This window comes from Streptomyces sp. NBC_00212, from assembly GCF_045206365.1.
Classification (GTDB): domain Bacteria; phylum Actinomycetota; class Actinomycetes; order Streptomycetales; family Streptomycetaceae; genus Streptomyces.
Map to the genome: position 1 here is coordinate 175,277 of NZ_CP108115.1, position 25,314 is coordinate 200,590.

Below are 25,314 nucleotides of genomic sequence, written 5' to 3' on the forward strand. Positions count from 1 at the left end.
GCCGGCCTGCGCGCCTGCCTGTTCTGGGAACGCGTCGGGTTCCAGCGGCTCGGGTGGGCGGGCGTCCAGTACCTCGACGCGTGGTGTAGTCCCATTTCGCGGCAATGAACCTGCGGTGCCAGGCGAGCAGGGTGCCGGGGGGTGACCAGGAAGACCTCGCGCCAGCGCCGCCGGAGTATCAGCACGGACAGGGCGGCGAACCAGAACCGGTCGGCCGGCTCGCAGCGGCCCGGCCAGCCGACGGCGCACGACCGCGTTCTCATGCCGCAACACGAGAAGCTCCGCGTCTTTCGCCGCATCGCCGCCGAACAGCACCGACGGCAGAGAGAGCAACTTCCCGGTCTCCTTGTGCAGCAGGGACACGATCACCCGAACATGCTCCCAGCCGACGGACCGCCACCACTGCCGCCTGCGGCGATGACTTTTCGAGCGGCACAGGCGTCGTCGACACCAGGCCCGCGCCCGCGACTGCCACTACCGCCGGCGCGAGGCCACAACATGAAGATCCACAACTGCGGATGGAGTATGAGCTGACTGACCTCAGGAGCAACCGACCGAAGTCAGTGCGGCCGAGAAGCCCCTCAGGCCGCCGTCAGCGCCGCCAGGGCGCGGTCCATCGCGGCGTTGAACTCTTCCGGCGTCAGCGGCAGCCGGGACTTGACGTCTCGACTCCACTGGTCGGCGAGGACCTCGGCGGATCCCGCTTCGACACCGTCGAGCGCCGCGTCTGCCAGGTCCGACGGCGCGATCTTGTTCACCGGCCAGCCCGCAGCCATGTCGGTGTCGGCCAGGCCGAGGTGCACCGCTGTCACGAGCGTGCCCTGCTCGGCGAGCTCCAGGCGGACGCCGTTGGTCATGGCCCAGGCGGCGGCCTTGGTCAGGTGGTAGGCATTAGCACCCTTGCCCCCGAACCACGACATGGCGGAGAGCACGTTGACGATCGCGCCCCCGCCGTTCCTGGCGAGCGCCGGCGCGAACTCCCGGATCATTCCCAGGTGGCCGAACACGTTGGTCTCCAGCTCGTGCCGCACCGCGTCAAGCGAACCGGTCACCAGGTCGGTCCCCGTCTGGATCCCCGCGTTGTTGATGAGCAGCGAGAGGTCCGGGGCGGCCTCGGCGGCGGCCCTCACGGCTGCGGGATCGGCGATGTCGAGGGGCAGCACCTCGACCCCGGGCAGATCCACGCTCTCCGGCCGGCGGGCCGTCGCGTAGACCTTGCGAGCGCCCCGTTCGAGCAGGCGCTGGGCGAAGGCGCGGCCCAGGCCGCGGTTGGCTCCAGTGACAAGGGCAACTGAGTTGTTGATATCCATGCCCGGTACGCTAAAACCTGACGTTAACGTCAGAGGCAAGCGTTAGTCATCAGGACCGGGGGGAGAGGAATCACCATGACCGTCGCACAGGCCGCGGCCGAGCGGCTGATCCGCATCGGCGAGGTGGCACGGGGGGCTGGCGTCTCGGTACGCGCCGTGCGCTACTACGAGCAGCAGGGGCTGCTCATCGCGGAGCGCAGCCCATCCGGCCAGCGCCTCTACCGACAGGACGCCATCCCCCTGGTCCGCTTCTTCCAGCAGATGTTCGCCGCCGGCCTGACCAGCCGAAGGATCACGGAACTCCTTCCGTGCTGGGACTCCGGGCACACCGACGCCGAGCAACGAGCCATGCTGCGCGCCGAGCGCGACCGGATCCAGGCCAAGGCCGACGACCTGCAGGCTGCCCTGGACCGCCTCGACGAGGTCATCGCGGTCACGGACACGCACCCGTAAGCGCGGTCGGTCGGACGTCGCACCAGCGATCTACGGCTGGAGTACAACCCCCGACCTCCCCCACCACCCAAGCCCCGGCACCGGCACTATCGCGAGGCAGTACCCAGCCGCCCGGTGCGCGCTGGCGGACACCATGCCGGACACCGGCGCCTGGGCTGACCACTCCGGCCTGGACCCCGCCGCCGTGACCGTCTACCGCCGGCAACTCCCCCGCTGAGACCGCAAGCCAGCCTGTGCCGTTCGGAACTGATCGCTGCTGTTCGGAGCGGGTGTGGCGTGCCACGGAGAGCTGCTGGAACCCTGTCCAGGTGGTCGTCTCGTTGGTGTACAAGGTGGCGCGGAAGCTGCTCGCGGTCCCGGCGGTGGTCCTGTGCCGGGACGCGGCCAAGGACGCTGAACTGCTGGTGCTGCGGCATGAGAACGCGGTGCTGCGCAGGCAGCTCACCGCGCCTGTGCGATACGAGCCGACGGACCGGCTGTGGTTCGCGGCACTGTCCTCGCTGATCCCCCGGCGCCGGTGGGTGCAGGTGTTTCCGGTGACGCCCGGGACTCTGCTCGCATGGCACCGCCGGCTGATCGCCCGGAAGTGGGACTACGGCAAGTGCCGGAGCGGGCCCGGCAGGCCGCCGACCGCGAGCGCCCTGAAGGCGCTGGTGCTGCGGCTGGCCCGGGAGAATCCGCGCTGGGGCAGCCGGCGGATCCAGGGCACTCGTCCGCCTCGGGCATCCGATCGGCACGACGACGGTCTGGGAGATCCTGACGGCGGCAGGCATCCATCCGGCCCCGCGCCGCGAGGGCCCGACGTGGCGCGAGTTCCTGACCGCGCAGGCCGAGGGCGTCATCGCCTGCGACTTCCTGCACATCGACCTGGTCGACCTGCGCCGGCTGTACGCGCTGGTATTCCTCGAGCACGCCACACGGCGGCTGCACATCGCCGGGGTGACTGCCCACCCGACGGGTCCCTCAACGGTGCAACAAGCGAGAAATCTCGCCGCCGAGTTGGGCGTCCGGCTCGATTCACCACGCTTCCCGATCCGCGACCGGGACGCGAAGTACACCGCGTCGTTCGACGCGGTCTTCGAGGCTGAGGACGTGGAGATCATCAAGTCACCACCCCGTGCTCCGCAGGCGAACACCCACCGCGAACAAGTCATCGCAACCCTGCGGCACACGACCGGGGCCTTCCCCGTGACCGTGGACACCGGTTGTCATGCGGCGGTGGCCAGCGTAGTTGACCGCTGCTCATTGTTGATCGGGCTGGTCTGGCCGAGGCGGGAGTGCCGTCGCCGGGTGTTGTAGCGGGTCGCCCATCGGAAGACCGCGAGCCGGGCCTCACGGGCCCCGTTCCACCGCTTCCTGCCCTGGAGCGTCTCGCGTTTCATGGTTGCGTTCAGAGATTCCGCGGCTGCGTTGTCCGCGCTCGTGCCCACCGCGCCGCGCGATCTGATCACGCCGAGTTCCGAGCAGACCTGGGCGAACTCCTTCGAGACGTACTGGGCTCCGTTGTCGCTGTGGAACACCGCCCCACGCAGGCCGTCGGCGCCGCGGGCTGCCGCAGCGGCCCTGAGCGCGTCGGTGACCAGCTCGGTTCGCATGTGGTCGGCGATCGACCAGCCTGCCAGCCGCTTCGAGCACAGGTCCAGCACCGTTGCCAGATAGAGGAATTGGCCGCCACCGATCGGGAGATAGGTTATGTCGCCCACGTACTTGGTGTTCGGCGCCCGGGCGGTGAAGTCGCGCCGCAGCAGGTCCGGCACCGGCGTCGCCGACGGCTCGGGAATGGTGGTGCGGATCTTCTTGCGCAGGTGCAGCCCGACGATGTTGAACGTGCGCATGACGCGCTCGACGCGCTTGTGATTGACCCGCCTCCCGGTGTCCTTCAGCTCGGCGGTGACGCGCGGGACGCCGTAGGTGCCGTCCGAGTCCCGGTGGATCTGGGCGATACGCTCGGCGAGCTCGACGTCCGCCCGGGCCCGGGCAGCCCGCGCGTCCGCGCCGTCCAGCCACCGGTAGAAACCGGACCGCGAGACCTGCAGCATCCGGCACAGCCGCTTGACGCCGAAGGCGCCACGGTGATCGTCGACGAAACTGGAAGCGGCTGCTCACCAGCTGGCCTCGGCCGCAAAATACTTCGCGGCCCTCCGCAGGATCTCCCGTTCGAGCTCGAGCTCCTTCACCCGCGCCCGCAGCTGCCGGTTCTCCTTCTCCATCGCGGTGGCCTCCACCGCCCCGGGCCGGGCTGCGGCCTCGGCATCCCGGACCCAGATCCGCAGCGTCTCGTGGTTGATGCCCACGTCCTTGGCCACCGACGCATACGTCCCACCCGGGCAGGCGTGGTACAGCGCGACGGCATCAGCCCGGAACTCAGGCGAGTACTTCGACGTCCCCAACGGGAACTCCTGTCCTATGGATCTTCACGATCCAATGATCAGGGTGTCCACGGCCACGGGGAAACGCCCCTCGGCGCCGAAGGCCCGCAGGGTGGCGACCTTCTCATCGCTGGCCCGGTCCGAGGCGACCAGCACGCTCCGGTACTCCTTCTCGGCCGCCACGAGCGCGAGTCCGATGCCGGTGTTGCCGGAGGTGGCCTCGACGACGGTCCCGCCCGGCCGCAGCAGTCCGTCCTGCTCCGCCTGCTCGATCATGCGCAGACCGATCCGGTCCTTGGCACTGCCCCCGATGCTCAGATACTCCAGCTTGGCGTAGACGGCGGCCGGGCTCCCGGTGCGCGGACGGACCAGCGGAGTGGCGCCGATGAGGTCGAACGCAGACTCGTAAACGTCCATCACGGCACCCTAGCCAATGTTGAGCAGCGCAAAGCCCTTGGCAGGACGGCGAGTTGCTCTCCATGGGGCAGGGCCGGGTTTCCTTGTTTCCTGTTCTCAGGGGCAACGGGAAACCGGTCGACCCGGCTGCGCACCGGTCGCCAGACTCCTGGCATCGGGGCGCAACCGTGCCACCGGTTCATCGAGGAGGATTCCCATGAAGCTGCGTTTCTGGTCCTTGGCCGGTGCTCTTTCGCTGACCGCCGTGCTCATGCCCGTCTCGAACGCGGTGGCGGCCCCGGCCACGCCGTCCTGTACGGACGGCTCGATCTGCTTCTACACCGGGGCCCGCTACAACGGCCAGAGCTGGGAATGGGTCGCCAAGGACGGCTACCACGACATGCCGGCCGCGTTCCACGACAACGTCGGGTCGTTCGTGTCGAGCGCCGACGGCTGCTTCATCAACTGGGACCCCAAGGAGACCCGGCCCGTGCACAAGGGCGACAGCCGGATCGACTACAACAGCGACTTCGGCGGACGCATCGACGGCGTGGGCCAGGTCTGCTGATCCCTCATACACGGGGTGTCAAGCGGGCGGTCTACCGCTGGGCGTGACCGCTGGCGAGTGACCATTCGCGGTTGAGTGTGCCCAGCGGGATCCGGTGCTCGATGACGGGCGTTCCGAACAGGGAGAGCTGGAAGTGGAGTTGGCCGCTCAGGTCGAAGCCGCCGTACAGTGCCCGGGAGCCGGACCTCACCCGTCGAGGTCGGTCAGGGCCCAGCGGCGGCGGCCACCGTCTTCCTGGTCGGTATCCGTGCCGCACGAGACGACCCCAAGTGCGGTCACCTCACGCAGCAGGCCCTCGCCCTCGGGCGAATGGCCGCTCTGGTGGGACAGGACCAGGATGAGCACCTGGTGGTCCTGGTCGGCAAGATGGACGCTGATCCGGCGGCCGCCGTCGGCCAAGGCAGCCCGGGCCAGCAGAACGGTCACCGCGGTGATGCTCGCTTCCCGGTCCTCGGTCAGTCGATAACCCCACTCCCCCAGCTTGGCCGTCACGCGCCGGCCCGCTTTCACGGGAGTCCAGGGGCGTTCTCCAGCGTCCAGTTCGCCGCCCTGCGGTTCGCAATACGAGCCGCCAACCGCGGCCGCACCAACACGGAGCCGGGCGTAGCACCTTCGGGGCGTGGCGGCTCAACCGGCTCCTTCGGCGGAGGCGGAGTCTTCGGCGGGCAGTCGGGACGATGACCGTCCTCGCAGTCGGCGTCCAGCGGCGGCACTGCCACAACTGCCTCCCCACGAACGGGCGTTCAGGGCCCCGCGGGGCCGGGGCCCGTGGTGTTCATCGTAGCGGCGCGGCTCGGGCCTGCGGTGCAGAACGAGAGAAGGGCAGCGTGCAAGCAGGCCTTGTCCGATCGGGGGATCACTGTACAGGGGACAGGCGCGGGTTTCGGGGCGGCGCCACCCATCTATCTGTACGACGTTGGGGCACAGGAGCAGGCGGGCAGCTGCACCGGGACCTGCGCGCGCAGCTCCCAGCCCAGCGGGCCCTCGACCTCGTCGATGATGCCGCCCTGCTGAGTGATGCCGGAGGCGATCTCCTCGCGGACCTCGCCCCAGATGCCTTCCTTCTTCGGTGCCGCGAAGCCCTGCAGCTGGACCGCGCTGTCGTTCAGCACGACCGTGGCCACCACGATCACGTCGCCCGGGCACGCCCCGGAGGCACCCGGACGGGACGCTGCCGGCTGCTAGCCCTGGCCGACTTCCTGCGTGAACTGCAGGATGATGAACTCGGCAGGCCGCACAGCGGCCATCCCGATCCGCGCGGTGGCCGTGAACGGAGCCTTGTTCTCGAACTCGGTATACGCCTGGTCGAGCACCGCCGGGTCACTCGTGATCTGCCCGTCCGGGGAGATCTGGTCGATCAGCACCGGCAGTTGATCTGCCACATAGGCCGCGAGGGCTCCGCTGTCGGCCCCGGTCTTCTCGGCGATCTCAGCGAGGTTCTCCTCCCCGAGGGCCGTGACGACCTCCGGAGAAGTGATCGGCTCGTTGGCCTCCGTGCCGACCCAGGACTGCACCGCGACCGACTGGCTCCTCTGGAGGATGCTGGTGAGCTCGTTCAAGTGCCCCTCGGTGGTCCGGATGAAGCCGAGTGCGTTGCTCGCGTTCCTGGAACCCTCTGCCAAACCCATGGTTTCCCCTAGCCAGTTCCGACGGCCGGACCGCCCGGTCCGTAATCGGAGACTAGCGATGCGTAGTCCTCACCAGGCAGGCTTCGACGCAATCGGTCCCGATGAGCCACCACATGCCAGCGTACGCGCCTGCACTCAACACCAGGCCTCGCGAAGAATCCTGACGAATCCTCAAAACGACCCGAAGAGCCGCAGAGCCCCACCCGAGACACAAACAACGAGCCGACCCCAGGGCCCCCCTCCCGCCCGAGCCCCGCACCCGCAGACGGCCACACAGCCCCACCCCCATACCGCTCTGCACGATCAGCACCGCACCCTCACCAAAATCGGCGCCACCTCACCACCAACACGCCCCCACCAGGATGAGGCGGACTGGGCAAGGACCGGCACGCGCCGAACGGGCCAGCGGTCCAGCCCGCCACGGACCGGTCGCGTGCCCGGTGGTCCCCGCAGTTCCCGGCACCCACCGGGCACACAAAGGGTGCGCGGCCTGCTCCTCGTCACTGGTGCCTCTGGCGGCCGCTGGTGGGAGTGCGGGTCAACAGGTCCTTGCACGCTGGTTTCGCTGCAAATCGTGGGGCTCAGAACTACGAATGGGCCACAGTGGGAAATGATCACGGATTTGTCGGTAGGTTCGGACTCCTGACGGAAGGAGCACCCCGTGGCACCGGCACCCCAGCATCACACCGAGGATGAACTGATCCCCCGGCCCGAACGCACGGCTGGCGCGCTGCGGGCCGCCCTGGCCAGGGTCGCCCCCTCCCGGCTGGAGGAGATGCAGCGCACGATGGACGAGGCGTTCTCCCAGGCCATCGACCACAAGTCGCTGGCCCCGATCCAGGCGTGGCTGCTGGTCTGGGCGCAGCACATCGAGATCGCCAGGCGTATGGATCTGCGTACCCGCTACCAGCAGGCGCAGGACGTTCTGGCCATGTACGACAAGCACGAGCACGACGACGAAGAGGCCGTGAACAAGGCCCTCGCCGAGATCAGCGCCGTACTCGATGAAGCCCAGCAGGCGGTGCGCGGTTGAGCTGGAATTGGGAGTACGCCTTCAGCGCCGAGGCAACAGCCCGGACAGCCCCGGCCCCGTTCCTGCGGGAAGTGGAGAAGAAGGCGGACGAGCTGGTCCGCATGTGCGAGGTCACCTACCTCCACGCCAGCGACTACCAAGGACTCGACCCCAAAGGTGCCACCCTCACCATCCCCGGCGGAATGATCACCTACCAGGTAGTCATCCGCCGCGAGCGCGTGTACATCGTGCAGATCATCGCCCTGGAATGGTGACGCTCCCCGCGAAAGGCGCCTTGGAGCGTGCGACACGGCTTCCGGCGGCTACGACGCCTCCTTCTCGTGGCACGCAGGGGACCGCTCCCGCCCTCGAGCCTTCCGGCGCACGCTCAACGGCGGCTGTAGGGCGGCTCCGCTGCGTGCGTGCGGCGGAAGCGGAGCCGCCACTGCGACCGTATCGGCCACCGCGCCGGTCAGGCACCCGCACTGGCGCGGACGGGGGGGGCGCCGGTTCCCGGGGTGCGCGTAGCCGGTCAGGGTTGCGCACCTCCGAGGCGGGTGATGGGGCGGCTCCACTACACGCGGCGGGGCGGAGCCGCCCCACACGACGGTAGGAGCCCCCACCCCATGCCGCCTGCGGGGCTGGGCCGCCCGAAGGAAGGGAAGCGGCTCCCTGCGGCACATGCCAAGGAAGAACCGACCCCGTCCCGAGGAACGGCAACAACGAGACAAGACCGGTGACCCGCCCGACGCCGAACGACACCACGCGGAGCGGCTCCACCCACCCCAACACCAAGACACCGGGCCCAGACACGGCCCCACAACCCGCAACACCCCGGACAGACCATCACCAGATTGCCGGGATAGCGGAGAGCGTCGATCGGGTGACGGTGACAATCGGGCCCGCCGCCCGGGTGGAAGGCAAGCCCGATCGTGTGCCCCACAGAAAAGAGGCACCCTGAACAACGATGTGACAGGGAGCCGGTGAAGGCGGAACGCCGGCCCGAGGAGAAGAGGGTGGGTTCCGCCGGGATGGCACCCCGGGTACCTCGCCGCGGCCCCGGACGGCTCCGGGCGGCCCGTCCTTCAGAGGCGAGGGGCTTCTCCGGGCGACGGCACGTAGATACGTCCGGCCAGGTCAGGGTCTATGTCGAGGAACTGATGCCGCTGCTCGGCAAGCCCCGGCAGGTGCTGCTGGCGCGCACGCAACTCGTTGATCAGCGACTCAAGCCGCTGCCGGTCCAGCTTCCCGACCTGCGCTGCCTCACGGGCGGCCGGGGAAATACCGCGCCCGGAGGTCTCCGGTGTCACAGAAGGGCACATCACGATCTCCGTTCTTCTGAGAGGCCAGTACGTCCCTCCCCGCGAACGTCTCTCTGAGGAAACGTCCCCAGTCAAACCCTCGTGCCCTCGGGACGCGCCGTCGTGCCCTTCGGATTGCTCGCCCGCGCAACCTGCGCGGTCAAAGGAGGGACTTGCTCACCGGAGCGGGGATGGACGGACAACGCGCACCTCACCAGCTGGGTCGGACTGCACGACTGCCGTGAGCCTGCCTGGTGATCAGGTAGCCGCACTGGGAAACCCCAGGATTCCCGTCAGGCCGCAGCCGACCGCATGAGGTCCAAAACCGCGATCGCTGTGCTCCCGGCCCTGGCCAACGGAAGCCGCTGCCGGACCCGAAATGCACCCCCGGCGCGCTCAACCCGAAAGTCGCCCAGGCGACATTGAAGGAGACGGTCTGCAAGTCCGGCTACACGGCCACCATCCGCCCGCCCGTCTCCATTACCGGACCGGAGAAGACCGCGAACGCCAAGTCGTACGAATACACCGGCCCCATCGGCGACGCCGAATATGAGCACCTCGTCTCCCTCGAGCTTGGCGGAGACCCCAATGACCCGCGCAACCTGTGGGTCGAGCCGCCTTCCCCCGGCCACAAGCCGGGCGCTGGCCCCAACAACCCCAAGGACTCCGTCGAGTCGCAGCTGAACACCGCGATCTGCTCGGGCAAGACGCAGCTGGCAGCGGCTCAGAACACCATCGCCACCGACTGGCCCACCGCGCTCGCCAAACTCGGTCTCAGCTAGACGCCCTGCGGCGGGCCTTCCCTGCCCTGCAGACCACCGACTGAGCGCGCTGCCGACCTCTCCGGTCGCCCCTTGGGGAGCTGGCTGATCATCTCGCTGACATGGCCTCAGCCCCCGTGGCAGGGTGCGGTGATCGGATCACCGAACGCCTTCACCCCGCCGCCGGCCGACGCGGTGTGTGCTCGATCCTCAGGTCCAGCACGATCTCCTTGACCGTGAACCGGACCGGCGACCCGTCCCCGTCCCGCTGCGCGGCCGCCATTACCCCGCGCACCGCCTTGATCGCCTCGGACAGCTCGGTGGGCTCAAACTCCATGATTCCCCCTTGATCGCTTCTGTGCAGAGAGCCAGTCTGCCGGGCAGTACCCGTCGGCGGAGGGACACGGTGGGCCGGAGCCCTCGGGGAGCGCAGCGCAGAGGTCCAATCGTGCTGTCTGTTTGCGCAGTTGAAAACCTTGTGTTCTCAATGCGCCCAGGTGGGATGGGAGTTGGCTGGCGTTACCCCTGGGTCCTTACGGGTGGTGAGGTTACGGGCTGCCCCGCGATTGATGATCTTGGTCACGGTCGGGGATGCGGAGAGGGCTCCGCGAGTTGTCCGGGTGTGATGATCCATCAGGCCCGCGCGGCCATGTCCCATCCCGCTTTCTCCGGCGTCTCAGAGTTGCTCCTGGGCGAGCTGGTCGCCGAGCTCGCGCCGAGCTGGGAAGCGCGCTGTGAGTCCGGTCGGCACGGCCGACGCCAGGGGCTCGGAAGCGGGAGGTGGGGGCCGGGCCGAAGTACGAGTTCGTGTTCGTCGACCGGCTGCTGGCAACGCTGGTCCACCTGCGGAACGGGCTCACCCACGCGGCACTCGGGGTGATCTACGAAGTGGGATCGTCCACTATCGGCCGCGCGATCGGTGAGATCCGCCCGCTGCTCGCCGAGCGGGGATTCGCGGTCCCCGGCCGTCCGGGTCTGCGGCTGCCCACTCTGGAGGACGTGTTCGCCTACGCCAAAGCCGAGGACGTGACCCTGCGGATCGACGGGATGGAGACCCAGGTGAGGCGCCCAAAAGCAGGCAGGCCCGGCCGGCGCGCGTTCGCGTCGGGCAAGCGGAGACAGAACACCATCAAGACAACCACGATCAGCGACGCCCAGGGCCGCACTCTGTGGTCGGGTGCGGTCAGGCCGGGCCGGGCCGGATGCATGATCAGACCGCGATGCGGACCGAGGGCATCGCTGAGCAGTTCCGCCAGCACCCCGACGTGAAGGCCGAGTTCGACGACGACGCTCTGGTCGCGGTAGAAACCCTGGCCGCCGTGCTCGCCGAGACCGACCCAGAGGTCGGCAAGGTGACGGTCGCGACGGCCACGGCCCGCCGGCACCTGGATCTGCCGGTCGACGCCGATAAGGCTGTGTTTCCGCGCAGTCGGCCTACCTGGTTCTTGGCGGGGCCGGGGCTGGTGTCTTTGGGTCGGTGCCTGTCAGGTATGAGTCAGACGCGCGCTGTATGCCGGTCGAGCTCTGCCCGCAGTGTGTCCACGTCGGTGGTGCCCCGCTTGGGCAGGATGGTGAGGCAGGACGCGTTCTTGTCCGTGCTCAGCAGCACGAACAGGTGCGGCGTCTCAACATATCGAGGTGCTGCCTGCCAGGTCAGTGTGGTGGCGGCCTGTTGATGCGCGATGGTGACGCCAGTGTCCGCGATCGTCGCCCGGTACTCGCCGTGGTTCGCGGTGAGCTTGTGGAACTGGCGGGCCTGGAGGTAGGGCATGCCAACCATGAGCACACCGAACACGACGATGCCCACCATCATCGGCATGGGGAGGCTGCCGCCGGTCACCAGCGCCATGATCCCGCTCACCAGGGCCACCGAGCCGCACACGAGCATGATGACGCGCTGACGACGGGCAGCGGCCGAGGCCCTCGCACGGGCGCGGAGAGCCTCCTTGAAGTCCTCTGCCGTCAGTCGGTAGGAAAGGCCCATCCCCGAGACGTACTGCTCTTCCCTGCTCATGTACGACCATTCCCCCGGCTCATTTCGGCTGTCCGACGGGAAATGGTAACCGCCGGGATGACCTGGAACCCCGCAGCCGTATGGCCCCCGAAGCACCGGTGACCGGGCCGGGCTGCTGTGCAACACGAAGAAGCTCCTCGAACTCGACCGGAGGGGCGCCGAGATGCTCTTCGAGGTTCTCACCGAGCAAGAGGAGAAGAACAGCATCGCGGCGGCATCCAACGCGGCGTTCACCGGATGGAGCATGACCTTCACCGACCCCCGGCTCTGCTTCGCCATCGTGGATCGCCTCACCTTCAACGCGACGATCATCGAGACCGGCACCCAGTCCTACCGACTCGCCCACTCCAAGGCCAGGCAAGGCATCGCCACCGATAAGCCCGAGTAGCCTCCCTGGGATTCCTCCGCTGTGTAAGAGATGCTGATCAGCTGGTCAGGGCAGAGTGCGAACTGCGTCGGCGATGGCGGGTCGGAGCTGTTCGAGGGTGTGGTCGGGGCCGAGGATCATGCGGCGGAGTTGGGGCATGGCCAGGCTCCAGCCGACCAGGCCGAGGGTGAAGAACAGCCGGTCGCGGGCCTCGCCGTCCGAGGTGGCGGTCTGGGCGGCGCGGATCTTGTCCTCGTAATGCCGGGTGCGGGTCTCTTCCCCGGGTACGGGCTGGTCTCCGAGTTCGAGCGCCTCCCACATGAGCAGGCGCAGGGCTTCGGGGTGGGCGCGGTGGTAGTCGAAGAGCCGCTCGGCGTAGGCGGGCAGGTCCTCGTCACCGGGCGGAATGGCCTGGGCGAGGTCGGCCATGAGGTGTTCCAGGACGGCGGCGAAGAGCTTGTTCTTGTCGCCGAAGTACTCGTAGATGGCCCGCTTGTTGGCCTTGGCCTGGGTGGCGATGCGGTCCACGCGGGCGCCGGCCACGCCGTGCTGCGCGAACTCCGCGGCCGCCGCCGCCAGGATCCGCTCTTTGGTTGCCTTCGAGTCGTACGCCATGCACCGATGGTAACGAACCAGTTCGTTTGACCGATCGTGGAGCCGTCTGCAACTCTCTTCCCATCTTCCGAACCATCTAGTTCGTTCGCTTGGAGTTGTGATGCCCTGCCCGGATATGCCGATGGATTCCGCACCGGCCCTGCCCCGTCAGCTGCCGCTGGTCATGGCACTGGCCTGCGGGGTCAGCGTGGCGAACGTCTACTTCCCACAGGCCCTCACGCCACTCATCGCCGACAGCTTCGGCATCACGGCGGATACGGCCGCGACCGTGGCGACCCTCACGCAGCTCGGGTACGCCGCCGGGATCTTCCTCCTGGTCCCACTCGGCGACCGGCTCCCGCGCCGCCCCCTGGTCACCGCGCTGCTCGCCGTGACCGGTCTCGCTCTCCTGGCCGCCGCTCTCGCCCCGACCACCGGTGCGCTGCTCGCGACCGGCGCCGTGGTCGGGGTGGCGACCGTGGTGCCCCAACTGCTGCTGCCCATGGCCGCAGGGCTGGTCACGGCCGACCGGCGCGGAGCCGTCATCGGAACCCTGCAGGGCGGGCTCATCGGCGGGATCCTGCTGGCCCGCACCTTCGGCGGCACCCTCGGCGAACAACTGGGCTGGCGCGCCCCTTATCTGGTCGCCGCCGTACTCACCGTGCTGCTGGCGATCGTCCTCCACATCGCCCTGCCCTCCGCCGCCCCGGCCACGCGAGACCGCTACACCGCCCTGCTCGCGGCCAGCGTGCGGATGCTGTGCACTGAGCCGGACCTACGTCGCTCCGCGCTCTTCCAAGCCACCCTCTTCGGCAGCTTCAGCGCCGCCTGGACCGCGCTCGCCCTGCTGCTCACCGGCCCCCGCTACGGCCTGGACGCACAGGCGGTGGGCGTTTTGGCCCTGATCGGCGCGGCCAGCATGTTCTGCGCCCCGGCCGCCGGACGGTGGGTAGACCTGCACGGCGCGAACCGGGTGAACCTGTGGTGCATCCTTGCCGCCCTTGCTGCGGCGGCCGTCCTGGCCGCCGGTGCGGCCGGCTCCTGGACAGGGTTGGCGGCCCTGACGGCCGGGCTGTTGCTGCTCGACATCGCGGTGCAGTGCAGCCAAGTCGCGAACCAGGCCCGCATCTTCGCACTGCGCCCCGAGGCCCGCAGCCGGCTGAACACCGCGTACATGACCTGCTCGTTCCTCGGCGGTAGCGCCGGATCCTGGCTCGGTATCCGCGCCTATGCACAGCTGGGCTGGCTGGGCGTGTGCGCACTCATGGGGGCTCTCACCCTGCTCGCCCTCGCCATGTACCTCACCGGTCCGCGCGGGCACCGGACTCTCGCTGAGACTCCGCCCGGCGCGGCCCAGCCCGAACCACTCGCCCGGTGAGCGGCGGCCGGCCCACAGAACGGGCCCCACCGGCCACCACGGTCCGCCGTGCTTCCCATCCCTGACTCGAAGGATCTTCCATGTCATTCCCGGCCATGCCGCTGGCGGTACTCCAGTTCTTCCGCGCCTCCCAGGACGGCGACGTCGACGCCTGGGCTCAGTCATTCGCCGTAGACGGCGTCTTCCACGACCCGGTCGGCACACCGCCCATCACCGGACGCGCCGCCATCCACGACTTCATCGCCTCCGCGCTGCCCAACTTCCAGCCCTTCCTCGGCCTGACTCCCCTGGAAGCGCACACGGTCGGCAACCGCGTTGCCGTCTCCTGGAGCGGCGCCGCCGTCGCCTTGGACGGCAAGCCGGTCAATTGGTCCGGCATCAACGTCTACGAACTGGGCGAGGACGGCCTCATCCAGGACGCCAAGGCGTACTTCAACCACGCCGCCTTCGAAGCCCAACTCGCCGGATAGCCCCGAAACACAGCCACTGGCACGGGCTCTCAAGAACGGAAAGGTCGAGCCCGGGCCGGGGCCGCGGCAAGGCCCACCGACTTCCCCACTCCAAGGCCAGGCAACACTACCGAAAGGCCCGAATCGCCTCCCCGTCGCCGAGCCACGAAGTGGTCCCACAACAAGCCGCCTCTCGGGGCCACTTCAAGACGCCTGGCCTTACCGAGTGGGGCCAGTCGGAGTCGTCCTGACGGAGCCGAAAGAAGGCTCTGGCAGCGATCACGGGGAGCCGTCGCGGAGCGTCATCCCGGCGTTCGATTGCGAGGGTTTCATGAGACCGCCGCGTGTCCTGTCCGTCTCCCCGGTACCCGTCCACGAGCCGGGGAGCCAGCGAGAGGCGGCCGGGTCCGGCAGTAATCGATCTTGACGTGCCCGAAGTGTGTGGTGTCGAGTTGACGGTGAGAAGTGGCACCAGCGCATAGGGGATCGACATGTTCATAGCGGAAGAGGGCGTTTTCGATCCTGCGGAGATGCTCAACCTCTACGACTCGGTCGGCTGGGAGGGCTACACCAGTGACGTAGACAAGCTCTGTCGCGGTCTTGTGAACTCTCACCTCGTCATCACGGCACGAGACGGATCGGGAACGCTCCTCGGACTGGCTCGGACCATCTCCGACGACGAACACATCTGTTACGTCCAGGACGTCGTGGTCAATCCGGCGAACCACAGGCAGGGGGTTGGCCGGGCTCTGGTCGAGCACCTGATGCGGCGCTACTCCCACTGCCGGTTCTTCCTCCTGTCCACGGACCACGAGTCGTCACCAGAGGGCAAGCGCAATCACGCGTTCTACCGGAGCCTGGGATTCCTGTCCTACGAGGAAAAGGAGATGGCAGGCTTCGGACTGCCAAGGAACCGCCCCGACCTGCGCGATACAGTTCCATAAGCAAAGGATCTTGAGGAGTTGGGGAGTGTTTACTGGAGCAGGATCATCTTGCGGAGTAGTTCGAATCCGGCCCGGCCGTAGAGCTGCCTCTTGATCTTTTTGATGCGGTTCACGGCGCCCTCGGTGCCGCCCGAGCTCCAGCGGAGGGTGAGCCCGGCAGTGACGGCGTCGAAGTCGCTGGTGAGGCCGCGGGCGAAGCCGGTCAGACCGGGCAGATCCACCTCGACGGCGTCCTCGATCCACGCGGAGAGTAGGACACCGGTCTGCTGGGTGAGCATGTCACCAAAGTCGCGGACGAGTTGGTGCGCGGCGGCCAGTTCGGGGCAGGCGCCCAGCACTGCCTTGAGCTGCCGGTGCTCGTCCTCGTCGAGCGTGGACGGGCGGCGGGTGAGCCAGCCGGTGACTTGGCGGACGCCCGGCGGCGCCGGGGGCCAGGCAGGGGCAGTAGGCCACTGCAGGCGGCTGCGGGCCCAGTCGCGGAGGCTGGTGTAGGGCACCAGTCGGCCTTGATCGGCGAGTTCCTCGCGTAACTCCTTGATGGAGATGGCGCCGTTGGTCTCATCGATTCGTCGCTGCAGGTAGGGCTGGTGCACGTCGAGACGGCTGGTGCGGGAGCCACGGCCGGCGACGGTGTGCTGCCACTGGGCCGCGCGAGCGTATCGCTGGACGGTGTGCCGACCCCAGCCCAGGTGCCGGGCGATGGCGCGCAAGCCCATCCCCTCATTCAACAGGCCCTGGACCAGGGCATGATGCGCTCGGCCCGGCGCCCGGTTGGCAACATGTCCCGCACCAGATCTTCCTCAATCATGCCACCGATCTCCAGCACGGCACCTTCCTCGCCCGGAGGAAAGACGACGGCGCGCAGCTGATCACGGTGGGCGGCGACGCACTTCTCGACCGCCTGGCCGAGGTTCTGCCATAAATGGAACCGGTCTGCGATCTGCCGGGCGTTGGGGGCGCCGAGCGTGGCGCCTTCGGCGTAGGCTCCGGCGCGGTCCCGGCAGATCGCCTCCACCCCAGGGTGAGCGGTCAGCCATGCGGCCAACGGCGCCGCCTCGCGCCCGGGCAGCACCTCGATAGGCCGGTGCCGTTCACCGTCCGTGATCACTGTGGCGTACGAGTGGCCGCGCTTCGTAGCGAAGTCGTCGACACCGAGGATGCGCGGGGTGTCGTAGGCGGGGTCGGGCATCGCCCGGATCCGGTTCAACAGTCCCATCCGCCCCACCGTTAACCCCAGAGCCTGAGCAATCCGGGCTCCGGCGCGGCCGGCCAACGCAAGCGCGATCCGGTCCAGCAGGGCGCCGAGGCGATCGGTGCACCGGGCGTATGGGCTGGTCAGCCCCAGTACCTGCTCGGCGAATGTGCGCTGGGAGCAGACGGGCTCAGCACATATGAAGCGGCGTACCGACATCAGGATCCACACGGCGTGCCCGGCGAGCGGGAGATCCTGCAGTCGGCGCTCGTATCGGTCATGTACACGTGACGACGCCCGGCCACAGGCTGGACATGAGCCGTCGCGGCTTTGGCTGCTGAGCCGCACCGACAGTCCGTACGCGCTGTGCACCGCAGCGGTGACCGTTACCCCGAAGCCCTCGAACAGCATTTCCTGCCAGGAGATTTCGTCAAGGTCCATGCCCTGGGCGTCGACGCCGACGGGGCGGTTCAGCCCACACCACCTGAACGTGATGGAGCGTCAGACACCGCGTCTTCCTGCAAGGCGCACCCCGGCGCATGGACCGGAATCGAACAGGCTCTTCACCGCCCGTGACGGCTCCCCGTGATCGCTGCCAGAGCCTTCTTTCGGGCTCTGGCACAGATCTTGGGGAGCGGCCGCGGAGCGTTACCTGGGGCAGTCAATATTCCGGGCGCTCTCGTGAGAGGTGCTGGCATTGTGTGAACCGTGGCAGCGATAGGAAACACATCCGAACCTTCCAGCCCTGAACAGGGCGTCTTTCCGCCCCTGGAAGTGGCAGCGTGGCTGTATCAGGCGAATCAGGTGCGTCCGGAAGACTTGCCGATGGCCGCTGCCCAGGCGCTCGCAGTCGGGATGGACACTCCCGCCCTGTGTGAGCTCGCCGGTCTATCGCGCCAGGCCGACCCCCGGGACATTCGGGCCACATTCGAGCAGGCTCTCGCCGAGTTGGGGATCGTCTTGCCCGAGCGCCGCTTGGCCAGGCGGTTCGCGTTGCGCAGGCTGGCGACGCGGTTTGTCGCCGGCGAGACGAGCCTCGCTGAGTTGGCATCAGAAGAGTGGTTGGAGATAGAGGTCGAGGGCGCTGAGGAGCAAGCATTCGTGGCGCTCCTCCCGCCGTGCGCGTGCTGCATCGAGTACACACTGGGGCTCGACGAGGTGGCATGGGAAGCACAACTACAGATCGCGGCCCGTGCATTGGTCGCGCACCCCACAGTCGGGCCGGACGTCTGACGAGTGGCGTCGGGCAGCGGGTGCTGAGGCAACTCGCCTGGAGGTGTGGTCATGGCAGGTCACTGAAGCAGGATCAACTTGCGGAGCAATTCGAATCCGGCACGGCCGTTGAACTGCCGCTTGATCTGGCCGCAAAGCCACCCGAAACCACAAGCTGACCGCGGCCGAGAAGGAAGCGAACCGCCTGCTCAGCCGCGAACGCGCCGCAGTCGAGCACGGCTTCGCGAACCTCAAGACCTGGCGGATCCTGACCAAGCTCCGCATGAACACACGTCACGCAACCACTCTCCTGCGAGCCCTACTCGTCCTGGCGAACACCGAAGTCCAGCGAAGACGGACGATCTCGCGCCAACGACCTCCCTCCCGACCAGCACAAGGACCCCACCACAACATCACGCCAGACCCGCTGACCAGCGAAAATCACGATGACGGCTTCTCAATGGCTGGAGTCACATCAGGCGACGTTCGCCTCTCCACGAGGTCATGGGTGGGGCATCTCACCGGTCAGGTGAGGTTCTCCTGCGCCCAACGGGCAACGCCGCCGAGCCTGGCCGCCGCTGCGTCGACATCGCCGGTCCGGACGGGCTGATCGACCTCGTAGTCGTAGCCTTCGAGGCCGCTCTTCTCCTCGACCATCCGCGCGATCCGATACGCCTCCGCCATGATCGGCAGTGCTTGTTGTCCCGGGTAGCGGTAGGGGATCTCGATGTAGGCCGAGTCCCCCGAGTAGTCCAGCTGCAGATGACCGGCAGGCCCGTCACGCCACAGGGTCAGGCTGTAGGGGTACTCCTCGGTGGTGACCGGCCCCACCTCCCGCGATATCCGCTGTACGAGCCTGTCCCAAACGCCACGCTCGTCACCGGTCACAGTCATGGGCCTGAGGTCTGCGTCCGGGTCGTACGCGGAATTGATCTCCTCCAGGGTCTCGTCGAAGGTACGGCCCGGAAGAACCCGCAGGAACATGATGTCGTAAGTCACCGTCCACAGCCTACGAGCCCACCCCGGCCATCTCCGAGGTCGCGGTGGGCCAGTCGGATGCCGGCCGAACCGGACTGCCGTCTGCCGGGGCCCTGTGCGTTCGCTCGTTCAGTCCAACGGGCCGCGGGCGCTGGGCGGTTGCCGGCTCAGTGGTTGGCTTGCAGGCCGAGTGCGACAGGCACGCCCGCGAAGGGTGAGCGGGCGAAGGTGAGGCCGGTCGGGATGATGTGTCCCTGTGCAAGCACGGCCTCGATCGCTTCGGCGGCCAGGACCTGCCCGACGCCGTGGATGCGCGTCAGCCAACGTCAGCGCGACGCTGTCTCCTGGCGCGATCCGGGCCGCGCTCACGGCCATCGGCCGTCGGTGGTCACCGCGGTTGCTGTTCCGCGACGACCGCCCAGTCGTCCGCCCCGTGACCGTCGGCGATGGCCTGATCGAAGACAGCCCGCAGCAGCTGACCGATCGGGAGCGGAATGTCGTGGTCGGTCGCCGCATCCAGCGCGAGCTGGAGGTCCTTGCGGCCCAGGACTGTGGTGAACCCGGCCGGCTGGTAGCGCCGTTCGGCAATCATCGACCCATAGCCTGCGTAGACGGCTCCCGGGAAGAGTGTCGAGGTCATCAGTTCGACGAACTGCCCGGAGTCGACCTCGGCGCCTTCCGCGAGGCTGACGGCCTCGCCCAGTGACTGAATTGCGCAGGCGATCAGATAGTTCCCGAGGATCTTCACGATGTTGGCCTGCTCCGGGCGGTCACCGAGTCGCCACGTCCGCGAGCCGATCACATCGAAGAACGGCTGCGCGCGGTTGATCTGCCTGTCCTCACCGGCCGCAAGGATGTTGAGTGCTCCGGCTTCGGCGACCGGGACACGGCCGAAGACCGGTGCCGCGACGTACCCGACACCAAACTCGGCGTGCGCTGCGCCGACCCGGCGAGCCAGGCCGGCACTCACCGTGGCGAGGTTGACGTGAACAGTCCCGGCCGGGGTCTGGGAGAGGACACCGGAGTCGATGAACGTCTCGGCGACGGCGCGGTCATCGGACAGGACCGAGAAGACCACCGGCGCGTGCATGGCCTCTGCGACCGAGGCGGCACGACGGGCACCCGTTGCAACGAGCTGCTCCGCAGGTGCGTCGGAGCGGTTCCACACCACGACGTCGTGGCCGGCCTTCAAGAGGTTGTGTGCGATGGGTCTCCCCATCGCTCCCAGACCGATGACCGCGATGCTGCTCATGCGGAGCACACCCTTCCGTTGAACCGTCTAAGACAGATCAAGAGTGCCATGGAGCTACCATCACTTTGAACCGTCTAAAGCGGTTCGATAGGTGTTGTTGCTCACTGCGGAGTTGAAAATGACCGAGGACGTACGGCGTGTGTTCCGGATGGACAACGAGGTCCTGGCGTTCCGATTCACTGCCACCGTCAGCAACAGAGCCGGCATGGAGCCTAGAGAGCGGCTGACCGGCCCCGCACGACTGAAGATGTGGCTGCAGGCCACAGGGCTCGACGTCCCAGACGTGTCGCCGACCGACCTGGAGGACGCCGCCGACCTGCGCGAGGCGATCTACCGCATCGGGTCGGCGATCGCCGCAGGTGAACAGCCAGACTCAAACGACGTCCACACGCTCAACACGGTCGCTGCCGCCGGGCACGCGAAGGCAGCACTGGGACACGAACACGCAGAATGGCACCTGACGGACACGACCCCTGTCGGTGACGCCCTCGGCGTCGTGGCCGCAGACGCCATCCACATCCTCGGGGGCCCCGACCGCAGCCGCATCAAGAACTGCCAAGGCCCCGGATGCGCGGGGCTCTATCTCGACACCAGCCGCGGAGCCAACCGCCGTTGGTGCTCCATGAACACCTGCGGCAACAGGGTCAAGAAGTCACGGCTCGCCGCGAGCTGACCCAACAGCGCCGCGATCAAACCCGTCAACAACGTCATGACCCGCAACAGCTCGGGCGTGTATCGAAAGCGCCGATGGGCCGGGCAGGTTGATGTCCAAGGCCGGCCTGTCCGTTGACCGCCAAAGGTCGAGCTGGCGTGTCGTGTGCGTGGGTGTGTAGCCGAGACTGTCGTTGATGTGTCTCATGTGCGTGTTGCTGTCGGCGGTGCCGGTCAGGAGGCCGCCGGAGTCCGGATAGTGCCCATGGGCCTGTCGGATCGACTCGGCTTTCATCCACCGGCCGAGGCCGTGTCCACGGTGCTCGGGCAGCACGCCGGTGCCGTAGTGCTGGCCATCGCCTGTGCCGTTGCCGGGAATGACGAGTTCTGTGAATCCGGCGATCGAGCTGTTGGAGGTGTCGACGGCGACGACGGTGTGCGGCTGGTCATCGCTTCGTTCGACGGCCTGGGCCGTGGCCCGGACCCGTTCCACGTCCCAGGCCACGGTGCCGTAGTCGGTGTCTTCCATGGGCATGTCGTCCATGGCGCGGCGTGAGGCGGCAAACGTTGGGGCGAGATCGTCGAGTCTCCCGGCCGGCTGCTGAATGCAGGCCAGAACATAGGGGTCATTGCCGAATGACCCTTTGCTCGACGGTCACATCATTCGGCAGACCGACTGCACGTACGACGCGATGGCGTCCAACTTCAGCGTGTGAAGACAGACTCAGCCATATCCGTGGTGAGCCTGGTGGCATCTCAGGCCACTTGTGCGGTGGCCGCGAGGACCAGCTCGCGCAGGGTGACGCGCTGCGGCTGCTGGTACGCGTAGCCGATGGCCGTCGCCACGTCTTCGGGGGCGAGCACCTCGGTGGAGTCCTTGAAGGCCTGGTAGTCGGCCTTCACCGCCTCGTCGGTGGTGTGCGAGAGCAGTTCGGTCTCGACGGCCCCCGGGGCGATGGTGACGACGCGGACCCCGTGGCCGGCGACCTCTTCGCGGAGGCTCTCGGAGATGCCGTGCACGGCGAACTTGCTGCCGCTGTACACCGTGTGGTTGGCATAGGTCCTGCGGCCCGCGACCGAACTGACGTTGATCACCGTGCCCCGCCCGCGCTCGATCATCCCGGGCAGGACCACCCGTATCCCGTTCAGCAGCCCCCGCACATTGACGTCGAACATCCGCTCCCACTCGTCGGCCGACTGCCTGGCCACCTCTCCCAGCAGCATCACGCCCGCATTGTTGACGATCAGGTCGGCGGGGCCGTACAGCGCCTCGGCCTCCGCCAAGGCGGCGGCCATCCCCTTGGCGTCGGTCACGTCGACGGAGCGGGCGAGGGCGTCGGGGAGACCGAGCGCCTCGATCCGCTCCACCCTGCGCGCCAGCAGGAGAAGGGGATGGCCGAGCGCGGAGAGAGTCCGGGCGGTGGCGGCGCCAATTCCCGAGCTGGCTCCGGTGATGACAGCCAGGGGCTTGGCGGCGGCGTTCAAGTCGGCGTTCACAGCCGCGTTCATGTCGGTGTTCATGTCCCCATCCTTGATCGTCCAGTGGACCCCGAACAACAGCCGGTCGCGCAACGGTCGATAACCTGACAGTTATGGAACGCCGCGACGTCGAGATCTTCCTGGCCCTCACCGAGGAGCTGCACTTCGGCCGCACCGCACAACGCCTGCACGTATCGCAGGCCCGGGTCAGCCAGACCATCAAGCAACTGGAGCGGCGTATAGGCGCGGCGCTCTTTGAACGGACCAGCAGGCGCGTGGAGTTGACATTGATCGGGCGCCGCCTCGCGGACGACATACGCTCCGGCTACGAGCTGATCAGGGACGGCGTCCAGCGGGCGGTTGCCGCGGGACGCGGTCTGGGCGAGCCGCTGCGCGTCGGGTTCAGCAGTCCGCTCGCCGGTGAGCTCGTGCTGTTCGCCGCCTCCGCATACCGCGAGCGGTACCCGACGGCCGGTGACGTCCTGCTGCACGAGACCCCGCTCTGCGACCCTTTCGGCCTGCTGCGCTCGGGCGAACTCGACCTGCTGCTCGCCCAGTTCCCCGTCGTCGAACCCGATCTGGCCACCGGCCCCGTACTGGTCTCCGATACCCGCGTGCTGGCCGTCTCCACCCGGCACCCCTTCGCGAAGAGGCCCTCCGTCCGGGTCGACGACCTCGCCGGGGACAAGGTACTCAGTCTCTCGGGGCCCGTACCGGACTACTGGCTCGACCATCTCCTGCCGCCCACGACTCCGGCGGGCCGTCCCATCGAGCGCGGTGAGCGGGCGGCGACCCGGCAGGAGCTCCTCGCCCTGGTCGGAGCCGGGCGAGGAGTACATCCGACCGCCGCGCACGAGGTCAGGTACTACGCCCGGCCCAATATCGCCTACGTCCCTTTCGACGACGCTCCCCCGCTGGAGTACGGCCTGGTGTGGCAGGCCGCAGCGGACACGCACCGCATCCGCGCCTTCGCCGAGACGGCGGTGGAGACGGTACGGCGGCAAGGCGGTCCGGGGGACGTCTGCGCGGAGTGCCGCTGATCCAGCCCAGGTTCAGAAGTCCGCGGCGCCGCCCCGCCACCGAAGACGTCCTGCCCCGAACCACCCCTACTACCACCGGCCTGATCCATCCGGGCCATACCGGCCCCCTAACGTGCGGCCGTACACCCACACACAACAATCCGCCAACCACCAAGACACAAACGGGAGTTCAAGGAACCAGACAAGAAGGATCAACGGTCGGCGTACACTCCCGCCCGCTCAGGAATCTGCACCACCCTGCCCACACCATCGTCACCACAACGACACCATGATCACGCAATGCCGACGACACCAACAACCGCAACCACCCAGGCCAACACCGACCCAACACAGTGACACCCCATACAGAACCAACGACACCCACACCCAGATTCGCACCAGAGGGTCACCAGATGCTGCATCAGCATGACACCAGATCAATCGCCGAGGTTGATCAGGGCCCAGCGTCGGCGGCCGCCGTCCTTCTGATCGGTATCGGCACCACAGGAGACAACTCCCAGCGCGGTCACCTCACGCAGCAGATCCTCGCCCACGGGCGCGAGACCGGCCTGGTGAGACAGGACCAGGATGAGGGCCTGGTGGTCCTGGTCGGCAAGGTGCAGGCTGATCCGGCTGCCGCCGTCCGACAGGGCGGCCCGAGCCAGCAGAACGGTCACCGCGGTAATGCCCGCTTCCTTGTCGGCGTCGACGCGGTAGCCCCACTCGGCGAGCTTCCCCACAACGTGCCGGGCTGCCTTCGCCGGTGTCCAGGGCGCGTTCTCCAGTGTCCAGTTCGCCGCCCGCCGATTCGCGATCCGCGCCGCCAGGCGCGGCCGCACCGTGACGGCGCCGCTCGCCGTCCTTGGCCCGGCGCAGCGCCAGGCGCTGCTCACCGGTCGCGGCATCCGCCAGGAAAGCCGCCCCCAGATTCGTGCCCGTGACCGCGTCGAACACCTCGATCTCGTGGTCGTGATGCGGAACGAACCGCACACGCACCCGCATGCGGCCCAGCCCGTGCATCCACTCCCCCACGTAATACCGGTTACGCCACCGCACCCCGCTCGCAGTGAGCGTGCATACCCGGCCGTCGTCCTCCAGCGTGAACGCCCACAACACCCCCGCATCCACGTCCTCGACCAGTGTCGGATCGTCCTGCCACGCATCCAGCGGCGTGCGGTCGCCCAACGGCTGGGACACGTGAGCGGTGTTCCACTGATGCACCCAGTCCAGCAGCAGCTCGACGAACACCGTGAACGGCAGCGCCTCACCCGGATCACGGTCCGCCCGCCGCGGCCTGGGCGTCGCACTCGGAGCGTGCCGGTAACGCGGCAGCGCAGCACAGAACATCCGCACCACACACCGGTTCAGGTTCTCCACCGTTCCCTTCAACTCCGGTCGGTACGGCGGGAGCTGCTGCACGGGCACAGCGAACGCACCCAGTGCCGCCCCGACCGTGTCCGACAGGAAATCCGCGCCCTGGTCGATCCTCACCAGCGACGGCAGACCCCCGAGCGGCCCGTACGCCCCTCCCCGCGACAACGCGATCCGCAAGGCAGCCAGGATCGCGTCCCGCGACGGCTGATGCGGCGTCACCGCAGCCCCCGTGACCGCGTTCGTCGCGCAGTCGATGAACCACGTCACCCACGGACACACCAATACCCCGTCCAGGACCACCTCGACCGGCAGATGCTTGTGATCAGCCTCCCAACATGCATTCCGCCACTCCCGCGGCCGCCGCAGATGCACATCGTGCAGACGCCGCGCCCGCTCCCCGCCCGCAAGAGCCGCACGCTGCCCCACACTCAGATCCAGACGGATCGCCCGGTGCAACGTCGCCAACGACGGCACCTCCTCAACGTGCTGCCCCCGCGCACGCGCCCGCTCGGCCTCCGCCACCAACTCCCTGTGCACCGCAGCCGCGTTCCCACCCCACAACGCCAACCGCGCATGCAACTCGTTTGTGACCCTGAACCGCTCCCGCTCGACC

The 25,314-nt window shown here is 68.1% G+C and carries 28 protein-coding genes and 7 pseudogenes; 16 read left to right on the plus strand and 19 right to left on the minus strand.

Features of this window, described 5'->3' with window-relative positions; genetic code table 11:
• Positions 1–581: 581 nt before the first annotated feature.
• Positions 582–1,310: an SDR family oxidoreductase gene (locus OHA17_RS00935; RefSeq protein WP_406503108.1), complete on the minus strand. Its 729-nt coding sequence runs from the start codon at positions 1,308–1,310 to the stop codon at positions 582–584.
• A 75-nt stretch (positions 1,311–1,385) separates the two neighbouring features.
• Between OHA17_RS00935 and OHA17_RS00940 the strand changes: the two genes are divergently transcribed.
• Positions 1,386–1,763: a MerR family DNA-binding transcriptional regulator gene (locus OHA17_RS00940; protein WP_406503110.1), complete on the plus strand. Its 378-nt coding sequence runs from the start codon at positions 1,386–1,388 to the stop codon at positions 1,761–1,763.
• Between the two features lie 308 nt (positions 1,764–2,071).
• Positions 2,072–2,930: pseudogene (locus tag OHA17_RS00945) on the plus strand (integrase); the annotation flags it as partial.
• 41 nt (positions 2,931–2,971) lie between these two features.
• On the opposite strand, the pseudogene OHA17_RS00950 reads toward OHA17_RS00945, so the two are convergent.
• Both OHA17_RS00950 and OHA17_RS00955 read right to left on the minus strand, forming a co-directional pair.
• Positions 2,972–4,153 (minus strand): annotated as a pseudogene (locus OHA17_RS00950) (IS3 family transposase).
• Between the two features lie 24 nt (positions 4,154–4,177).
• Positions 4,178–4,549, minus strand: coding sequence for a pyridoxal-phosphate dependent enzyme (locus OHA17_RS00955; protein ID WP_406503112.1), 372 nt, complete (start codon positions 4,547–4,549; stop codon positions 4,178–4,180).
• 196 nt (positions 4,550–4,745) lie between these two features.
• Between OHA17_RS00955 and OHA17_RS00960 the strand changes: the two genes are divergently transcribed.
• On the plus strand, positions 4,746–5,096 hold the full coding sequence (locus tag OHA17_RS00960; protein WP_406503114.1) for a peptidase inhibitor family I36 protein: 351 nt from the start codon (positions 4,746–4,748) through the stop codon (positions 5,094–5,096).
• A 31-nt stretch (positions 5,097–5,127) separates the two neighbouring features.
• Here OHA17_RS00960 and OHA17_RS00965 read toward each other — a convergent pair whose 3' ends face one another.
• From OHA17_RS00965 to OHA17_RS00980, 4 genes and pseudogenes are all read right to left on the minus strand, one after another.
• Entirely contained in the window at positions 5,128–5,286 is a 159-nt protein-coding gene (locus OHA17_RS00965) for a hypothetical protein (protein WP_406503116.1), read from the minus strand.
• Positions 5,283–5,588 (minus strand): hypothetical protein, encoded by a 306-nt coding sequence (locus OHA17_RS00970; RefSeq protein WP_406503117.1) that lies wholly within the window; start codon positions 5,586–5,588, stop codon positions 5,283–5,285. Before OHA17_RS00970 ends, OHA17_RS00965 begins: the two co-directional genes overlap by 4 nt.
• 443 nt (positions 5,589–6,031) lie before the next feature.
• Positions 6,032–6,235 (minus strand): annotated as a pseudogene (locus OHA17_RS00975) (DUF3710 domain-containing protein); the annotation flags it as partial.
• A 42-nt stretch (positions 6,236–6,277) separates the two neighbouring features.
• The gene (locus tag OHA17_RS00980) at positions 6,278–6,724 is read right to left on the minus strand and encodes a YidB family protein (RefSeq protein WP_406503119.1); all 447 of its coding nucleotides are present in this window, start codon (positions 6,722–6,724) and stop codon (positions 6,278–6,280) included.
• A 661-nt stretch (positions 6,725–7,385) separates the two neighbouring features.
• Between OHA17_RS00980 and OHA17_RS00985 the strand changes: the two genes are divergently transcribed.
• Both OHA17_RS00985 and OHA17_RS00990 read left to right on the plus strand, forming a co-directional pair.
• Entirely contained in the window at positions 7,386–7,757 is a 372-nt protein-coding gene (locus OHA17_RS00985; protein WP_406503121.1) for a hypothetical protein, read from the plus strand.
• Complete coding sequence (locus tag OHA17_RS00990) at positions 7,754–8,011, plus strand: hypothetical protein (protein ID WP_406503122.1); 258 nt, start codon at positions 7,754–7,756, stop codon at positions 8,009–8,011. The genes OHA17_RS00985 and OHA17_RS00990 overlap by 4 nt, the downstream gene beginning before the upstream one ends.
• Positions 8,012–8,821: 810 nt before the next feature.
• Here the strand turns inward: OHA17_RS00990 and OHA17_RS00995 are convergent.
• Complete coding sequence (locus tag OHA17_RS00995; protein ID WP_406503124.1) at positions 8,822–9,046, minus strand: hypothetical protein; 225 nt, start codon at positions 9,044–9,046, stop codon at positions 8,822–8,824.
• A gap of 413 nt (positions 9,047–9,459) precedes the next feature.
• Here OHA17_RS00995 and OHA17_RS01000 point away from each other — a divergent pair, with 413 nt between their 5' ends.
• Complete coding sequence (locus OHA17_RS01000; protein ID WP_406503126.1) at positions 9,460–9,819, plus strand: hypothetical protein; 360 nt, start codon at positions 9,460–9,462, stop codon at positions 9,817–9,819.
• 151 nt (positions 9,820–9,970) lie between these two features.
• Here the strand turns inward: OHA17_RS01000 and OHA17_RS01005 are convergent, their stop codons facing one another.
• The gene (locus OHA17_RS01005) at positions 9,971–10,135 is read right to left on the minus strand and encodes a trypco2 family protein (protein WP_406503128.1); all 165 of its coding nucleotides are present in this window, start codon (positions 10,133–10,135) and stop codon (positions 9,971–9,973) included.
• A gap of 443 nt (positions 10,136–10,578) precedes the next feature.
• On the opposite strand from OHA17_RS01005, the gene OHA17_RS01010 reads away from it, so the two are divergent.
• The gene (locus OHA17_RS01010) at positions 10,579–11,067 is read left to right on the plus strand and encodes a transposase family protein (RefSeq protein WP_406503130.1); all 489 of its coding nucleotides are present in this window, start codon (positions 10,579–10,581) and stop codon (positions 11,065–11,067) included.
• 226 nt (positions 11,068–11,293) lie between these two features.
• Here OHA17_RS01010 and OHA17_RS01015 read toward each other — a convergent pair whose 3' ends face one another.
• The gene (locus tag OHA17_RS01015; protein ID WP_406503132.1) at positions 11,294–11,812 is read right to left on the minus strand and encodes a YcxB family protein; all 519 of its coding nucleotides are present in this window, start codon (positions 11,810–11,812) and stop codon (positions 11,294–11,296) included.
• Between the two features lie 103 nt (positions 11,813–11,915).
• Between OHA17_RS01015 and OHA17_RS01020 the strand changes: the two are divergent.
• Positions 11,916–12,200 (plus strand): annotated as a pseudogene (locus OHA17_RS01020) (ATP-binding protein); the annotation flags it as partial.
• Positions 12,201–12,245: 45 nt separating this feature from the next.
• Here the strand turns inward: OHA17_RS01020 and OHA17_RS01025 are convergent.
• On the minus strand, positions 12,246–12,794 hold the full coding sequence (locus OHA17_RS01025) for a TetR/AcrR family transcriptional regulator (protein WP_406503134.1): 549 nt from the start codon (positions 12,792–12,794) through the stop codon (positions 12,246–12,248).
• Between the two features lie 121 nt (positions 12,795–12,915).
• Here OHA17_RS01025 and OHA17_RS01030 point away from each other — a divergent pair, with 121 nt between their 5' ends.
• The 3 genes from OHA17_RS01030 to OHA17_RS01040 all read left to right on the plus strand — a co-directional run bounded on the left by OHA17_RS01030 (position 12,916) and on the right by OHA17_RS01040 (position 15,544).
• Positions 12,916–14,151, plus strand: coding sequence for an MFS transporter (locus tag OHA17_RS01030; RefSeq protein ID WP_406503136.1), 1,236 nt, complete (start codon positions 12,916–12,918; stop codon positions 14,149–14,151).
• A gap of 80 nt (positions 14,152–14,231) precedes the next feature.
• On the plus strand, positions 14,232–14,621 hold the full coding sequence (locus OHA17_RS01035) for a nuclear transport factor 2 family protein (protein ID WP_406503138.1): 390 nt from the start codon (positions 14,232–14,234) through the stop codon (positions 14,619–14,621).
• Positions 14,622–15,091: 470 nt separating this feature from the next.
• Positions 15,092–15,544: a GNAT family N-acetyltransferase gene (locus OHA17_RS01040; protein WP_406503140.1), complete on the plus strand. Its 453-nt coding sequence runs from the start codon at positions 15,092–15,094 to the stop codon at positions 15,542–15,544.
• A gap of 29 nt (positions 15,545–15,573) precedes the next feature.
• Here the strand turns inward: OHA17_RS01040 and OHA17_RS01045 are convergent, their stop codons facing one another.
• Positions 15,574–16,254 carry a transposase gene (locus OHA17_RS01045; RefSeq protein WP_406503142.1) on the minus strand — a complete coding sequence of 227 codons (681 nt, stop codon included), beginning with the start codon at positions 16,252–16,254 and terminating at the stop codon, positions 15,574–15,576.
• A gap of 14 nt (positions 16,255–16,268) precedes the next feature.
• On the minus strand, positions 16,269–17,177 hold the full coding sequence (locus tag OHA17_RS01050) for an ISL3 family transposase (protein ID WP_406503144.1): 909 nt from the start codon (positions 17,175–17,177) through the stop codon (positions 16,269–16,271).
• Between the two features lie 267 nt (positions 17,178–17,444).
• Here OHA17_RS01050 and OHA17_RS01055 point away from each other — a divergent pair, with 267 nt between their 5' ends.
• Both OHA17_RS01055 and OHA17_RS01060 read left to right on the plus strand, forming a co-directional pair.
• The gene (locus OHA17_RS01055) at positions 17,445–17,969 is read left to right on the plus strand and encodes a hypothetical protein (protein ID WP_406503146.1); all 525 of its coding nucleotides are present in this window, start codon (positions 17,445–17,447) and stop codon (positions 17,967–17,969) included.
• A 151-nt stretch (positions 17,970–18,120) separates the two neighbouring features.
• Positions 18,121–18,558, plus strand: a pseudogene (locus OHA17_RS01060) (transposase family protein); the annotation flags it as partial.
• Here the strand turns inward: OHA17_RS01060 and OHA17_RS01065 are convergent.
• Complete coding sequence (locus tag OHA17_RS01065; protein ID WP_406503148.1) at positions 18,474–18,947, minus strand: hypothetical protein; 474 nt, start codon at positions 18,945–18,947, stop codon at positions 18,474–18,476. The pseudogene OHA17_RS01060 and the gene OHA17_RS01065 overlap by 85 nt on opposite strands.
• 367 nt (positions 18,948–19,314) lie before the next feature.
• Complete coding sequence (locus OHA17_RS01070) at positions 19,315–20,178, minus strand: NAD(P)-dependent oxidoreductase (protein ID WP_406503150.1); 864 nt, start codon at positions 20,176–20,178, stop codon at positions 19,315–19,317.
• A 118-nt stretch (positions 20,179–20,296) separates the two neighbouring features.
• Between OHA17_RS01070 and OHA17_RS01075 the strand changes: the two genes are divergently transcribed.
• Entirely contained in the window at positions 20,297–20,851 is a 555-nt protein-coding gene (locus tag OHA17_RS01075) for a CGNR zinc finger domain-containing protein (RefSeq protein ID WP_406503152.1), read from the plus strand.
• Positions 20,852–20,974: 123 nt separating this feature from the next.
• Here the strand turns inward: OHA17_RS01075 and OHA17_RS01080 are convergent.
• A pseudogene (locus tag OHA17_RS01080) lies at positions 20,975–21,412 on the minus strand (GNAT family N-acetyltransferase); the annotation flags it as partial.
• Between the two features lie 173 nt (positions 21,413–21,585).
• On the minus strand, positions 21,586–22,350 hold the full coding sequence (locus OHA17_RS01085) for an SDR family oxidoreductase (RefSeq protein ID WP_406503154.1): 765 nt from the start codon (positions 22,348–22,350) through the stop codon (positions 21,586–21,588).
• Between the two features lie 71 nt (positions 22,351–22,421).
• Between OHA17_RS01085 and OHA17_RS01090 the strand changes: the two genes are divergently transcribed.
• Positions 22,422–23,348, plus strand: a complete 927-nt coding sequence (locus OHA17_RS01090; protein WP_406503156.1) for a LysR family transcriptional regulator — start codon at positions 22,422–22,424, stop codon at positions 23,346–23,348.
• 416 nt (positions 23,349–23,764) lie between these two features.
• On the opposite strand, the gene OHA17_RS01095 is transcribed toward OHA17_RS01090, so the two are convergent.
• Positions 23,765–24,220 carry a hypothetical protein gene (locus OHA17_RS01095; protein WP_406503158.1) on the minus strand — a complete coding sequence of 152 codons (456 nt, stop codon included), beginning with the start codon at positions 24,218–24,220 and terminating at the stop codon, positions 23,765–23,767.
• Positions 24,221–24,284: 64 nt separating this feature from the next.
• Positions 24,285–24,674: pseudogene (locus tag OHA17_RS01100) on the minus strand (Mu transposase C-terminal domain-containing protein); the annotation flags it as partial.
• 106 nt (positions 24,675–24,780) lie between these two features.
• On the opposite strand from OHA17_RS01100, the gene OHA17_RS01105 reads away from it, so the two are divergent.
• Positions 24,781–24,909 carry a hypothetical protein gene (locus tag OHA17_RS01105; RefSeq protein WP_406503160.1) on the plus strand — a complete coding sequence of 43 codons (129 nt, stop codon included), beginning with the start codon at positions 24,781–24,783 and terminating at the stop codon, positions 24,907–24,909.
• Positions 24,910–25,314: the final 405 nt, after the last annotated feature.

Excerpts from the sequence above, each read along its gene's own strand:
- OHA17_RS01030 (WP_406503136.1), top strand. The coding sequence starts at position 12,916 with ATGGATTCCGCACCGGCCCTGCCCCGTCAGCTGCCGCTGGTCATGGCA.
- OHA17_RS00960 (WP_406503114.1), top strand. The coding sequence starts at position 4,746 with ATGAAGCTGCGTTTCTGGTCCTTGGCCGGTGCTCTTTCGCTGACCGCC.
- OHA17_RS01025 (WP_406503134.1), bottom strand. The coding sequence starts at position 12,794 with ATGGCGTACGACTCGAAGGCAACCAAAGAGCGGATCCTGGCGGCGGCG.
- OHA17_RS01015 (WP_406503132.1), bottom strand. The coding sequence starts at position 11,812 with ATGAGCAGGGAAGAGCAGTACGTCTCGGGGATGGGCCTTTCCTACCGA.
- OHA17_RS00940 (WP_406503110.1), top strand. The coding sequence starts at position 1,386 with ATGACCGTCGCACAGGCCGCGGCCGAGCGGCTGATCCGCATCGGCGAG.
- OHA17_RS00980 (WP_406503119.1), bottom strand. The coding sequence starts at position 6,724 with ATGGGTTTGGCAGAGGGTTCCAGGAACGCGAGCAACGCACTCGGCTTC.
- OHA17_RS01090 (WP_406503156.1), top strand. The coding sequence starts at position 22,422 with ATGGAACGCCGCGACGTCGAGATCTTCCTGGCCCTCACCGAGGAGCTG.
- OHA17_RS00935 (WP_406503108.1), bottom strand. The coding sequence starts at position 1,310 with ATGGATATCAACAACTCAGTTGCCCTTGTCACTGGAGCCAACCGCGGC.
- OHA17_RS01005 (WP_406503128.1), bottom strand. The coding sequence starts at position 10,135 with ATGGAGTTTGAGCCCACCGAGCTGTCCGAGGCGATCAAGGCGGTGCGC.
- OHA17_RS01085 (WP_406503154.1), bottom strand. The coding sequence starts at position 22,350 with ATGAACACCGACATGAACGCGGCTGTGAACGCCGACTTGAACGCCGCC.
- OHA17_RS01035 (WP_406503138.1), top strand. The coding sequence starts at position 14,232 with ATGTCATTCCCGGCCATGCCGCTGGCGGTACTCCAGTTCTTCCGCGCC.
- OHA17_RS01040 (WP_406503140.1), top strand. The coding sequence starts at position 15,092 with ATGTTCATAGCGGAAGAGGGCGTTTTCGATCCTGCGGAGATGCTCAAC.
- OHA17_RS01070 (WP_406503150.1), bottom strand. The coding sequence starts at position 20,178 with ATGAGCAGCATCGCGGTCATCGGTCTGGGAGCGATGGGGAGACCCATC.
- OHA17_RS01075 (WP_406503152.1), top strand. The coding sequence starts at position 20,297 with ATGACCGAGGACGTACGGCGTGTGTTCCGGATGGACAACGAGGTCCTG.
- OHA17_RS00955 (WP_406503112.1), bottom strand. The coding sequence starts at position 4,549 with ATGGACGTTTACGAGTCTGCGTTCGACCTCATCGGCGCCACTCCGCTG.
- OHA17_RS01050 (WP_406503144.1), bottom strand. The coding sequence starts at position 17,177 with ATGGACCTTGACGAAATCTCCTGGCAGGAAATGCTGTTCGAGGGCTTC.